Raw genomic sequence first — 13,140 nt, forward strand, 5'->3', positions numbered from 1 at the left:
CCAGGGAGAGATCGCCATGTTCCGCTACTTCGAGCAACTCAGCACGCGCATCGCCGCTCCGTTCATGGCCGAAACCTCGCGCAACAGCAAGGTGTGGCAATGCCGGTGTGGCCAGTCGCTGTTCTTTCGCAACAGCCAATGCCTGGCCTGCCAGGCGGCGTTGGGTTACCAGCCGCAGCAAAGCCGCCTGTCGTCCCTGCAACCTGGGCCGGTGGTCGGTACGTGGCTGGCCGACGACAATCTTGATGCCGGCGCTTTCCGGCGCTGCGCCAACCTCGACTCACCGGCCGCGTGCAACTGGCTGATACCTGCCCACAGCACCGCGCCGTTGTGCGTGGCCTGTAGCCTGAACCGCACCATCCCTGACCTATCGATTGCGGAAAACCCCGAACGCTGGCGCAAAGTCGAAACCGCCAAGCGCCGACTGGTGGCGCAATTGATCAGCCTGGGCCTGCAAGTGGTGCCCAAGAGCGTTGACGAAGAGACTGGCCTGGCCTTCGACTTCATCGGCATCGACCTGGAAGGCAATGCGCCCACCACCGGTCACGCCAATGGGCTGATCACCCTGGACATCAAGGAAGCCGACGACGCCCACCGCGAAAAAGTCCGCGTACAGATGCGCGAGCCCTACCGCACCTTGCTCGGCCATTTTCGCCATGAAGTCGGCCATTACTACTGGGACCGCCTGATCGCCAACAGCCACTGGCTCACACCTTTTCGCAACCTGTTCGGCGACGAACGCGCCAGTTATGCCGAGGCCCTCGACCAGCACTACCAGAACGGCCCGCGCCCGGACTGGCAACTCACCTGCGTGAGCGCCTACGCCACCATGCACCCCTGGGAAGACTGGGCCGAAACCTGGGCCCACTACCTGCACATGATGGATGCTGTGGACACGGCCCTGGGCTTTGGCATGAGCGCCCGCGAGATGGACCTGGATTATCAGCCATTCCCCCTGACCACGCTCTACGACCCCCAACACCCTGGCGGCCCGGCATTTCTCTGCTTCGTCAATGCCTGGATCGAACTGGCCGGCATGCTCAACGAACTGTCCCGTGCCATGGGCCAGCCGGATTTCTACCCCTTCGTGCTGCCGTCCGCGGTGATTGCCAAGCTGCACTTTATTCACCTGGTCATCCAGGAAGAAGGCGGCAGGGCCGATGGGGTTATGGCAAGTGCTTGAGCCTTCTCATTTTTTAATCCGGAACCAACGGTTGTAACTTCCGATGAGATGGGTACAATGGCGCGGCTTGCCGAGAGGCAGCGTCGTTATGGTGACCCCATCGGTCCCCCCGCAACGATTACCCGTGAACCTGGTCAGAGCCGGAAGGCAGCAGCCACAGCGGGAACATTGTGTGCCGGGGTGTGGCTGGTGGGGTTGCCTCCATAACGCTCCCTTCTGCAGTCCCTTCTAAAACCCAAGTTATTTTCAGCCAGTCATCTGTGATGCTTATTGCACAGTGCATGACGGTCATTTCGCATCTGGTGGCATACTCCCAAGCGTCTCTTCCCCCTGGCTACGAGGCTCTATGCACTCGGAACATTTCGACTTATCCAGCCCTGTTTTCTTGCCGATCACCGAGCACACCTGTGCGGGTTTGTTGGGCAACGAGGGTTTCGATGCGCTTGTAGCCCTGAGTGAGCCGCAATTGGCGGCGGTGCTGGTGATCCAGAACCTGGCGCAGGTGCCGGAAAGCGACCTGAGCGCCAGCGGTGCGGAAAAAGTGTTGGCCAAGCTGATTGACTGGGCAGTCGATGCCAGCCATTCGGCCAGTGTGTCCCTGCTCTCTGAAGCGCAGCGGCTGTTCGATCAGAGGAAGTTGTACTTCGGCCTCAATGTGGTCAAAAGCCTGAAGCTGCGCTTTCTGCTGGAGGAGGAAGTACAAGCGCGGGACTATCTGTTGCCCAGTGGCAAATGGGACGTCGAGTATAAAGTCCGCCACCTCAAGGCCAATGACCCGTTCAGCCAGCAGGTGATCACGCCCAGGCACCGCGAGCGCTGGTTGAGCGCCGAGCAGGACAAGCTGCTCAGAACCTTCCGCGCCAACCTGAACGAAGACTTGCATGTGCAAGGCTACGCCGGCATTGGCAAGAGTCACCTGCTGGTGGCCTTGCTGGAGCACCTGCGCCCGGAAAAGACCTTATTGCTGGCGCGTACCCCGGCAAAACTCGAAACCCTGCGTGCCCGCATGGTGGGTGTACGGGAGCGTAAGGCTGGGCATACCTTCCAGGGCTTTGCCCATGCCCTGTTGCATGGGCCGAGGCCACAGCCGTTGAATACACCGGCGAGGGTGCCGACCAAGCAGGCGCTCGCTCAAGAATTGAATATCTTTGGTTTTCGCCGCCTGGAAGGGCAGGCGGTGGTGGAGGTGTGCCTCAAGGTGCTTGAGGCCTACTGCCGCTCTTGGGAGTACAGCCTCTCAGCCCAGCATTTGCCGCATTTCAAGCAACCGCTCGCCGGCGTCGATGCCAGGGTGCTGCTCGAATATGCCAGCCGGTTATGGGGCTACCTAGAGGCGAACCCGGCCTGGGGCCGCCACACCGGGTTTGAAGCCTTGTTGATGATCAAACGCGCCAGCCTGGCAGGCTGCGTGGTGCCCGAGCGCTATACCCATGTGCTGATCGATGAGAGCCAGGATATCCCGGCGCCGCTGCTGCAAATCATCGAGCGCGGCCGCCAGGTGCTGATCACCTTGGGGGATGAATATCAGCAGGCCAGCGGCGGCGTGGTCAAGCGCGCCCGTGAGGTTCGCCATACCGACGTGTGCTACTCCGTGCGTTCCGGACGCAATGTCGAGCGCCTGGTCAACCCATTGATCAGCTTGCACTCGGAAAAAACCAAATCGCTTTTCGAAGGCGCCCGCGATGCCGACGTGGGTATTGAGTTTTACCCCCAGGGTTTTGTGCCCCCGCAAGGTTGCGTGGTGTTGACCGCCTCCCATTGGGACACCATGCAGTGGGCGATCCAACTGAGCCACGCCCGTTGTGCGTTCGGCCTGGCGAGCAAAGAGGCCCAGCAGTCGCTCAAGCACTTCATGGACACGGTCATCGCGTTGTTCAAACCCGATTTCTATAGCAATGAATTCAATGACCTCGGCCCCCATCCGTTTTTCAGCGACATGGCCGATTGGCAGCAGGTGCGCGAAGCCTGCCAGTTCGATGAGGCGTTTGTGTGGGTCGAGGCCGAGCTGGAAAAAGGCTTCAACGTGGCGGATGTCACGCGGTTGAACAGGCTGAGCGGCCATCCGGACGAGCGCGTTCTGCTGATGCTGGCGCAGGACGCGGGCGGCATGGAATTCGACCGAGTACTGCTCACCCCGGAACTGTTGACCAACGTGAAGTTCCAGGACGCCTACGCCTTCGATCAACGACTCTGCGCGGTGTATATCGCCATTTCACGGGCGAGGGTGCAGTTGTACCTGCCCTATGATGTGGTCGAGTGGCTCGACTACCACAAGTATCAAAAGACCCGTGAGTCCCACGGTTACTGACGGATTTAATCCGGCTGTTTCACAACTTTCATAAAGCCCTCTGGACAACCCGCAGACCGCCTTGTTAGCTTGCGCCGGCCACTTGTTTCAGAGTATGACAAGGGCGTGGATTTGATATTGAAGTGCTATCGCTTCTTTCACTCACAAGGATGTCTGTCATGAAAAGCCTGCAAGGGTTGCCTCGTCTTATCAGTGCTCCGGTAGGGACGCCCGGCAAAGCCCGCAACTTGCCCGCCGATGTTCAGTGCATCCAGTATTTATTCAATTTGATCATTCCCAAGATGGGCTTTGCCTTGCTCGAAAACGGCAAGTGCGACGGCCAGTTGGTGCAGTGCATCAGCCAGTACCAGTTTCGCCATCTCAAGTACGCCCATCCCGATGGCGTGATCGACCCCACCGGGCGCACGTTCAACAGTCTGATCGAAGAGGCACTGAAGGTGCCGGTGCGGGCTTTTCCCACTACGCGCATCCCGACATTTCTCAATATCTTGGGCAATAACAACGTCGATGCGGTGCAGGCCACGGTCAATGTGTACCTGGACCGCGTGCGCGCGGTGATCGAGGCCGAGCGGCGTAACCGGCAATTGATGATGCAGTCCACCTGCGACGGCGGGACAACCTTGAGCGATACGGATTTTCAGAATGCCGCCAAGCAATTGGGCAATGGTATTTCGATGAATGTGGTTAAGGCGTTCGCCACGGTGGAGTCGGGCGGGAAGGTGGGGTTTGGGCCCGCCAAGTTGCCGATCATCGCCTTTGAAGGGCACCACTTTCGCAAGTACACCAAGCACATCTACGACCAGTCGCAGCCGCTGCTGTCGTATGTCTACAAGAAAAAAGCCGGCCCGCAATGGCAGACGAACAACAAGGATCAGGTCAAGGCTTGGGAGACCATGGCCACCGCCTTTGCGCTGGACCAGGAAGCCGCCCTGATGTCGGCCTCCTGGGGCATGTTTCAGATCATGGGGTTCAATTTCGCCGCGTGCGGGTTCAAGACGGTGTTTGAGTTCGTGGCGTCATTGAAGATCAATGCCGGTAACCAACTCAAGGCCTATCTCAGCCTTTGCAGCCACAACTCGGCGTTGTTGAGCGCGATGAAAAACAAGGACTTTACCGCCATGGCCCGTAACTATAACGGCGATGATTACGGCAACTATGACGTCCTGATGAAACAAGCCTACGAAGCCTTTGAAGGGAAGAAATAAGATGATTCGTTATCTGGCGATGGGAGTGTTGTCGTGGTGCGCCGTGGCGCCCGCGTTGGCCGGCTCGGCGGCGTTGCATTCAGGTAAATATGAAGGGCTGATGCTGGCGGTGACGCCTGGGCATCAGGTCGAAGGTTTCTACCAGGAGTCGATGGGCGAGGGTGTGGCCCGTGGCTGCACGTTCTACCTCCAAGGCAAGCCAGAGGCGCTCACCACCTGGCGGGACGCTGCCTACCCAGGCAGTGTGGCAGCGGCGCCCGACGGGGTGACCCTGACGGTGGAGCAGGGCCGCCAGCACCCTGGCTGCATCAACGTGCTGATGCCGGAGATCGCCACCGGCCTGGAGCTGAGCCAGACCGCCAGCAAACAATGGATCGGCTTGGTGACGGTGTCTGCCGACAAGGCTTACCTGCTGAAAACGCCGGGCGCCAAAGCGGCAAAGCGGCCCTACATCGTCAAGCATGACGTGGTGGGCGTACTGGCATTCAAGGACGGCTGGGCGCAGGTGGAATTTATCAACGCTGACGACCGTTCGTTCACGGGCTGGATCAGCCAGGGCCAGTACGCACGGTTGGCCGCGCCCAAGCCCTGAATTGTAGGAGCGAGCTTGCTCGCGAAAAACCTCAACGATAACGCGTGCTTTCTGAATAGACGCGGCGCCTGTGAGTTTTTCGCGAGCAAGCTCGCTCCTACATCAGGGTTATTAGGGCGAGTCAGCCAAAGGTCTCGCGCAGTAGCCCGGCAAACGCATCTCGCGCCAGGTGCCGCTGGGTGTCCGTGTGCCAGAACAACAGATTGTCCACGGGCGCCAGCGCGTCAAAGCGATACGACGCCAGCTGATTGGCCTGCTCATAGCGCGCCAGGATCCCCTCGGGTGCCAACGCCACGCCAATCCCCGCGCTGACGCACCCGATAATCGTGCCCCAACTGGCATAGCTGGCAATCGCTGGCTTGACGTCATGGGGCTTGAGCCAGTTTTCCAGGGCGGCGCGATAAGGGCAGCCCGGCGGCCATACCAGCAATGTACGGCCGGCCAAGTCCTCGGCGCTGTTGATAGGCGCGCTGCACGCGCTGGCGATCAGCACCAGGCGTTCGCTGTAGACCACGCTCTGTTCCAGCTTCGTGCGTTTGCCGCCAGCGGCCACCAGCGCCACATCCAGGCGGTGGTGTTGCAGGTCGTCCAGCAGTTGCGCCCAGGCACCGGTGACCAGTTCCAGGCTGACATCGGGATAACGCCGGTGGTATTCCGCCAGCAGCGGCGGCAAGCGCCCGCTGGCACTGGATTCCACCGCACCGATGCGCAAGGTGCCACGGGGAATGGCGTTGGCATCCACCGCACGTTTGGATTCATCCACCAAGGCCAGGATACGTTCGCAGTAATCCAGGAAGATCTCTCCCGCGGCGCTGATCGCCAGCCCTCGGCCAGCACGGATAAACAACGGCGTGCCCAACTCGCTTTCCAACTGCTTGATGCGTGTGGTGATGTTGGACGGCACGCAGTGCAATTGCAGCGCAGCCTGGGCCACGCTGCCGGTTTGCGCCACGGCTCGCACCATTTTCAGTTGGGCCAGTTCCATTGCTCAGTTCCAATGATTTCAGAAGTCAGAAACGCTTAATTGTCCTATGCCTGGCCTGGGCCAAGACTGGCAGCATTCCTTTTGCGTGGATGCTGTCGATGAATACTCCGTCACCTCTAAAGCTTACGCTAGTCATTGCCAGCGTTATCCTCTGTTGGGCGTATTCGCCGATCGGCGTGCACATGGGGCTGCACAGTTATAGCCCCGGCCAATTGGCGCTGCTGCGGTTTCTGATCGCATCGGTATTCATGGGCGGCGTAGCCTGGGTGGTGGGCATTGGACGGCCACCGTTGCGCGACGTGCCGTGGCTGTTGGTGTTGGGTTTTTTCGGGGTGTTCCTGCACCACACCAGTCTCAATTATGGGCAGCAATGGGTGACGGCGGCGGCGTCGAGTGTGCTGGCACAGTCGGCGCCGCTGTTCAGTGTACTAATCGCGTTTTTCTGCTTGAAGGAGCGGGTCAGCGCCTGGCGTTGGGGCTGCGTGCTGCTGGGGTTGGCCGGCGTACTGGTGGTGATCTGGGGCGACCAGGGCATGGGCGATCTCAACCCGCGAGGTTTGCTGATCTTGCTGGCGGCCTGCTCATGGAGTGTGTACTTCGCCATCCAGCGGCATCATGCCCAGCGCTACAGCCCGTTGACGATGGCGTGCTACATGGTGTGGTCCGGCACCCTGATGCTGTGCGTGCACCTGCCGGGCCTGCCCGGCGCCATCGTGCAGGCGCCGATGGCGGAGAATCTCGCCGTGCTGGTGCTGGGCATTTTCCCCAGCGCCTTGGCCTATCTGGCCTGGGGTTACGTGTTGAAGCACGTCGAGGTCAGTCGCGCGTCGGTGGCGATGTACCTGATTCCACCGGTCGCGATGCTGATGGCCGCCACGCTGCTCGGCGAACACGTTGCCCTGCAGGTGATGCTGGGCGCGGTGATCGTGCTGGCCAGCGTCGCCGCTATCAGTCTGGAAGGGCGTTGGCGCTCCAAGGTGCCAGCAAAACGCCCGCAGGTGCCCTCTGGGAGGCCAATTGAACAGGCTTCGTCAGATTAGACGAGCGTGCCGGATGCAATTTCCCCCTTGCTCCGCTAGCATTACCGGCTTCCGCTTCCCAGTTGCGACGGTTTTCGATGAGTTATCAGGTTCTTGCACGTAAATGGCGCCCGCGCTCGTTCCGCGAAATGGTCGGCCAGACCCATGTGCTCAAGGCTCTGATCAATGCCTTGGACAGCCAACGGCTGCACCACGCCTACCTGTTCACCGGTACACGCGGGGTGGGCAAGACCACGATTGCGCGCATCATCGCCAAGTGCCTGAATTGTGAAACCGGTATCACCTCGACGCCTTGTGGCACCTGTTCGGTGTGCCGTGAGATCGACGAAGGGCGTTTCGTCGACCTGATCGAGATCGACGCCGCAAGCCGCACCAAGGTCGAAGATACCCGCGAACTGCTGGACAACGTGCAGTACGCGCCGAGCCGTGGCCGCTTCAAGGTCTACCTGATCGACGAAGTGCACATGCTGTCCAGCCACTCCTTCAACGCCTTGTTGAAAACCCTGGAAGAGCCACCGCCCTACGTCAAGTTCATCCTGGCTACCACCGACCCGCAGAAACTTCCGGCAACGATTTTGTCGCGGTGCTTGCAGTTCTCCCTGAAAAACATGACCCCCGAGCGTGTGGTCGAGCATTTGACCCATGTGCTGGGCGTCGAGAACGTACCGTTCGAAGACGACGCACTGTGGTTGCTGGGCCGCGCCGCCGATGGTTCGATGCGCGATGCCATGAGCCTCACCGACCAGGCCATCGCCTTCGGTGAAGGCAAGGTCATGGCCGCCGACGTGCGCGCCATGCTCGGTACCCTGGACCACGGCCAGGTGTTCGACGTTCTGCACGCGCTGATCGAGGGTGACGCCAAGGCGTTGCTCGAGGCCGTGCGCCACCTGTCGGAGCAAGGCCCGGACTGGAACGGTGTGCTCTCCGAAATTCTCAACGTACTGCACCGCGTCGCCATCGCCCAGGCCCTGCCGGAAGGCGTGGACAACGGCCACGGCGACCGCGATCGCGTATTGGCCCTGGCCCAGGCTTTACCGGCCGAGGACGTGCAGTTCTACTACCAGATGGGCCTGATCGGCCGCCGCGACCTGCCCCTGGCACCCGACCCGCGGGGTGGCTTTGAAATGGTGCTGCTGCGCATGCTGGCGTTCCGGCCAGCAGATTCGGCAGACGCGCCGAGACAGCCGCTAAAGCCAGTGGGGATCAGCCAGGCCACAGTTGATTCCGCCAAACCAGTGGCTGGCGCGGCCGTTGTTGCGCCAGTAGTTGCTGCGCCTGAGCCGGTTGCGCCGGCACCTGAGCCCGAACCTGCGCCGGTTGCCGTCGCACCGGTGGTCGAGCCCGAGCCGGTCATTGAGCCCGCGCCCGTGGTCGACCTGCCCTGGAATGACCCGGTCGAAGCACAAGTAGAGCCCGAGCAACAGCCCGCTGTAGAACCCGTGCTGGAAACCACCGGCGAGCAGCCCGAGCTGACGCCGATGCCTGCGCCGACTCCGGACAGCGTGGTGCCGGATGCCCCTGAGTGGGTATCGGCCCCGGTTCCTGAGCCGACGGTCGCCCAGGTTGATGCGGCTACCCCAGGCATTGACCTGGACGACGAACCGCCGCTGGACGAAGACTACATCGAGCCAGACATGGATTCGGCTTACAGCTACCTGGACGACTTGGCCAGCGAGCACACCGCCGAACCTGCGCCCGAGCCCGAGGCAGAACCTGCCGCGGCCCCGGCTACCGGCCTGGCCCTGCAATGGCTGGAATTGTTTCCGAAATTGCCGATCTCCGGCATGACCGGCAGTATCGCTGCCAACTGCACCCTGATTTCCATCGAAGGCGACCACTGGCTGCTGCACCTGGACCCGGCCCATAGCGCCTTGTTCAACGCCACCCAGCAGCGCCGGCTCAACGATGCGCTCAACCAGTACCATGGGCGCACGCTGACCATCGCCATCGAACTGATCAAGCCCGAGCAGGAAACCCCGGCCCAGGCCGCGACCCGTCGGCGCCTTAACCGCCAGCGCGAGGCTGAGGATTCGATCCACGCAGATCCGCTTATCCAACAAATGATGCAACAGTTCGGTGCGGTCGTCCGCCACGATACTATTGAACCTGTCGAAGCCCCGGTGTCCCAAGCGTCATGACTCCGGGCTACTCATTGATCCACGTACTTTTGAGGTGATTCCCATGATGAAAGGTGGCATGGCCGGCCTGATGAAGCAGGCGCAGCAGATGCAGGAAAAAATGGCCAAGATGCAGGAAGAACTGGCCAACGCCGAAGTCACCGGTAAAGCCGGTGGCGATATGGTCAGCGTGGTGATGACCGGTCGTCACGACATCAAGCGTGTCAGCATCGACCCAAGCGTATTGCCGGGCGTGGGTGAAGATGACCTGGAAATGCTCGAAGCGCTGTTCGCCGCAGCCGTCAACGACGCTGTGCGCAAGATCGAAGCCAACAGCCAGGACAAAATGTCCGGCGTGACCGCGGGCATGCAACTGCCACCGGGCATGAAACTGCCGTTCTGACACACGCTTTTAGCTAGACTCAAATGCCAGGCATCGCGCCTGGCATTTTTTTTGCGCGGTCGAAACATCGAACCCCAAGCCTTCACCGATGGTCTGCACCCTATACCGTTGAAACCATTCACCGATAAAGGAGCCCCGCTGATGCCTCAAGAAATGACGCTCAACCAACGCATCGTTCTGGTCTCACGCCCTCAGGGCGCACCCACGCCGGAAAACTTTCGCCTGGAACGTGTAAGCCTGCCGGACCTGGCAGACGGCCAGGTGCTGCTCAAGACCCTCTACCTGTCTTTGGACCCCTACATGCGTGGACGCATGAGTGACGCGCCGTCCTACGCAGCACCCGTGGAAATCGGTGAAGTGATGACCGGTGGGGCTGTCAGCCGTGTCGAGCAATCGCGCAACCCGAAGTTCGAAGTGGGCGACCTGGTGGTCGGCGCCACTGGCTGGCAAAGCCACTGCATTTGCGAAGGCCATAACCTGATCCCGCTGCCCAAGGGCCTGCCGAGCCCGTCGATGGCCTTGGGCGTACTGGGTATGCCGGGCATGACCGCCTATATGGGCCTGATGGATATCGGCCAGCCCAAGGCCGGGGAAACCCTGGTGGTGGCGGCTGCGTCTGGCGCGGTGGGGTCAGTGGTGGGCCAGGTGGCCAAGCTCAAGGGCTTGCGCGTGGTGGGCATTGCCGGTGGCGCCGACAAGTGCCGCTATGTGGTGGATGAGTTGGGCTTTGATGCCTGTATCGACCACAAGAGCGAAGATTTCGCCCATGAGCTGGCCCTGGCCTGCTTCAAAGGCGTGGACATCTACTTTGAAAACGTCGGCGGTAAAGTCTTCGATGCCGTGCTGCCTTTGCTCAACCCCAAGGCGCGCGTGCCGCTGTGCGGGTTGATCGCCGGCTATAACGCCCATGAAGCGCCCAGCGGCCCCGACCGTTTGCCGGCGCTGCAACGCACTTTGCTGACCAAGCGGGTGCGCATCCAGGGCTTTATCGTGTTCGATGACTATGGCGACCGCCAGCCGGAGTTCCTCAGCGCCATGGCGCCTTGGGTGCGCGAGGGCAAGATCAAGTTCCGCGAGGACGTGGTCGATGGCCTGGAGCAGGCGCCCGAAGCCTTTATCGGCCTGCTCGAAGGGCGCAACTTCGGCAAGTTGGTGGTGCGCGTCGCGCAGGATTGAGTATTTGACGCTAATCCGGGGCGCGGGTATAAACCGCGTCTCGTTGTTTTGTCGGACCCTTCGCTCATGAGCTTCAGCCCCCTGATTCGCCAACTGATCGACGCCTTGCGCACTTTGCCCGGTGTCGGCCAGAAAACTGCCCAGCGCATGGCGCTGCAACTGCTGGAGCGTGATCGCAGCGGCGGCACTCGCCTGGCCCAGGCCCTGAGCCAGGCCATGGAAGGCGTGGGCCACTGCCGCCAGTGCCGTACCCTCACCGAAGAAGAGCTCTGCCCGCAATGCGCCGACCCGCGTCGCGACGACACGTTGCTGTGCGTGGTGGAAGGGCCGATGGATGTATACGCCGTTGAGCAGACCGGTTATCGCGGGCGTTACTTTGTGCTCAAGGGCCACCTGTCGCCGCTCGATGGCTTGGGGCCGGAAGCCATCGGTATTCCACAGCTGGTGGGGCGGATCCAGGAGCAGGGCACCTTTACTGAAGTGATCCTGGCGACCAACCCGACGGTGGAAGGTGAAGCCACGGCGCACTACATCGCCCAACTGTTGACCAACAAAGGCTTGATCACTTCGCGGATTGCCCATGGCGTGCCGTTGGGGGGTGAGCTGGAATTGGTGGACGGCGGCACCTTGGCGCACTCGTTCGCAGGCCGCAAACCCATCGCCCTCTAAAACCCACTGCAATCTGGAACTTCCTAACCCTGTAGGAGCGCGCTTGCTCGCGAAAAACCAATAGACGCCGCGTTCACTCAGGAAGCACGCGTTATCGTTGACGTTTTTCGCGAGCAAGCTCGCTCCTACAGGGTTAGCGCAGACGCATGGCTTGATAACCAAGCAAGCGCTTGGTAAGTTCGCTCCATCCCGCCATGGAGCTTGCCGATGTCTGCCTATCAGGAATACTTCGATCCCAGCCACCAATTGGTCCGCGACAGCGTGCGCCGCTTCGTCGAGCGTGAGATGTTGCCCAGCATCGAGCAATGGGAGGAGGCAGAAAGCTTTCCTCGCGAGCTCTACCTCAAGGCGGGTGCGGCGGGCATTCTAGGCATTGGATACCCCGAGGCGCTGGGTGGCAGCCATGAAGGCGATCTGTTCGCCAAGGTTGCTGCCAGCGAAGAACTGATGCGCTGCGGCTCCGGTGGGGTTGTGGCGGGGCTCGGCTCCCTGGATATCGGCCTGCCGCCCATCGTCAAATGGGCCCGGCCCGACGTGCGTGAGCGCATAGCGCCCCTGGTGCTGGCTGGCGAGAAGATCATCGCCCTGGCGGTCACCGAGCCCAGCGGCGGCTCAGATGTAGCCAACCTGCAAACCCGTGCCGTACGTGAGGGCGAGCATTACCGCGTGAGCGGCGCCAAGACCTTTATCACCAGCGGTATTCGCGCTGACTTCTACACCGTGGCCGTGCGCACAGGCGGGCCGGGTTTTGGCGGTATCAGCCTGCTGCTGATCGAAAAAGACACCCCGGGTTTCACCGTCGGCCAGCCACTGAAGAAGATGGGCTGGTGGGCGTCGGACACCGCCGAGTTGTTCTTCGACGATTGCCGCGTGCCCGTGGGCAACCTTATCGGCGTCGAGAACATGGGCTTTGCCTGCATCATGGGTAACTTCCAGAGCGAGCGCCTGGCTTTGGCGCTGATGGCCAATATGACTGCACAGCTGGCCCTGGAGGAAAGCCTTCAGTGGGCCGCCCAGCGTGAAGCATTCGGCAAACCTATCGGCAAATTCCAGGTGCTCAAGCATCGCCTGGCGGAAATGGCTACCGCCGTGGAAGTTTCTCGCGAGTTCACCTACCGCCAGGCCGCGAAGATGGCCGCCGGCAAGAGCGTGATTAAAGAGATTTCCATGGCCAAGAACCTCGCCACCGATACCGCTGATCGGGTGACGTATGACGCGGTGCAGATCCTGGGTGGGCAGGGGTATATGCGTGGCAGCCTGGTGGAGCGGCTGTATCGTGATAACCGGATTCTGTCGATTGGTGGCGGGACGCGTGAAGTGATGAATGAAATCATCAGTAAGCAGATGGGGCTTTGACGTTCAGGGTGTTCTTTCGGGCCTCATCGCGGGCAAGCCCGGCTCCCACAGGGGAATGCAGTCCTAGGTGGGAGCCGGGCTTGCCCGCGATGGCGGCAGTATTGAC

Annotated in this window: 11 protein-coding genes and 1 other RNA gene; 11 read left to right on the forward strand and 1 reads right to left on the reverse strand. The window is 61.1% G+C overall.

Translation table 11 applies throughout. The features are described 5' to 3' along the window. Positions 1-16: 16 nt before the first annotated feature. The 5 genes from PSH76_RS06315 to PSH76_RS06335 all read left to right on the forward strand — a co-directional run bounded on the left by PSH76_RS06315 (position 17) and on the right by PSH76_RS06335 (position 5,288). Complete coding sequence (locus PSH76_RS06315) at positions 17-1,183, forward strand: putative zinc-binding metallopeptidase (protein WP_305493757.1); 1,167 nt, start codon at positions 17-19, stop codon at positions 1,181-1,183. A gap of 98 nt (positions 1,184-1,281) precedes the next feature. Then, positions 1,282-1,378, forward strand: an RNA gene (gene ffs, locus PSH76_RS06320) — signal recognition particle sRNA small type. Positions 1,379-1,529: 151 nt separating this feature from the next. After that, positions 1,530-3,491, forward strand: coding sequence for a hypothetical protein (locus PSH76_RS06325; RefSeq protein WP_305493758.1), 1,962 nt, complete (start codon positions 1,530-1,532; stop codon positions 3,489-3,491). A 158-nt stretch (positions 3,492-3,649) separates the two neighbouring features. Further along, entirely contained in the window at positions 3,650-4,696 is a 1,047-nt protein-coding gene (locus tag PSH76_RS06330; protein WP_098950674.1) for an N-acetylmuramidase family protein, read from the forward strand. Between the two features lies 1 nt (position 4,697). Then, entirely contained in the window at positions 4,698-5,288 is a 591-nt protein-coding gene (locus tag PSH76_RS06335) for a hypothetical protein (protein ID WP_305493759.1), read from the forward strand. A 121-nt stretch (positions 5,289-5,409) separates the two neighbouring features. Here the strand turns inward: PSH76_RS06335 and PSH76_RS06340 are convergent, their stop codons facing one another. Continuing rightward, on the reverse strand, positions 5,410-6,273 hold the full coding sequence (locus PSH76_RS06340) for a LysR family transcriptional regulator (protein WP_305493760.1): 864 nt from the start codon (positions 6,271-6,273) through the stop codon (positions 5,410-5,412). A 98-nt stretch (positions 6,274-6,371) separates the two neighbouring features. On the opposite strand from PSH76_RS06340, the gene PSH76_RS06345 reads away from it, so the two are divergent. The 6 genes from PSH76_RS06345 to PSH76_RS06370 all read left to right on the forward strand — a co-directional run bounded on the left by PSH76_RS06345 (position 6,372) and on the right by PSH76_RS06370 (position 13,034). Next, positions 6,372-7,313, forward strand: a complete 942-nt coding sequence (locus PSH76_RS06345) for a DMT family transporter (protein WP_305493761.1) — start codon at positions 6,372-6,374, stop codon at positions 7,311-7,313. Positions 7,314-7,390: 77 nt separating this feature from the next. Continuing rightward, complete coding sequence (gene dnaX, locus PSH76_RS06350) at positions 7,391-9,451, forward strand: DNA polymerase III subunit gamma/tau (protein WP_003193200.1); 2,061 nt, start codon at positions 7,391-7,393, stop codon at positions 9,449-9,451. 43 nt (positions 9,452-9,494) lie between these two features. Next, positions 9,495-9,833, forward strand: a complete 339-nt coding sequence (locus tag PSH76_RS06355; RefSeq protein WP_003193199.1) for a YbaB/EbfC family nucleoid-associated protein — start codon at positions 9,495-9,497, stop codon at positions 9,831-9,833. Positions 9,834-9,974: 141 nt separating this feature from the next. Continuing rightward, positions 9,975-11,009: an NADP-dependent oxidoreductase gene (locus tag PSH76_RS06360; RefSeq protein WP_003193196.1), complete on the forward strand. Its 1,035-nt coding sequence runs from the start codon at positions 9,975-9,977 to the stop codon at positions 11,007-11,009. A gap of 66 nt (positions 11,010-11,075) precedes the next feature. Continuing rightward, on the forward strand, positions 11,076-11,678 hold the full coding sequence (gene recR, locus PSH76_RS06365; protein ID WP_305493762.1) for a recombination mediator RecR: 603 nt from the start codon (positions 11,076-11,078) through the stop codon (positions 11,676-11,678). A 207-nt stretch (positions 11,679-11,885) separates the two neighbouring features. Continuing rightward, positions 11,886-13,034, forward strand: coding sequence for an acyl-CoA dehydrogenase family protein (locus PSH76_RS06370; protein ID WP_305493763.1), 1,149 nt, complete (start codon positions 11,886-11,888; stop codon positions 13,032-13,034). Positions 13,035-13,140: the final 106 nt, after the last annotated feature.

The sequence above is a fragment of the Pseudomonas sp. FP215 genome (assembly GCF_030687795.1).
In the GTDB taxonomy this organism is placed as follows: Bacteria; Pseudomonadota; Gammaproteobacteria; order Pseudomonadales; family Pseudomonadaceae; genus Aquipseudomonas; species Aquipseudomonas salmasensis.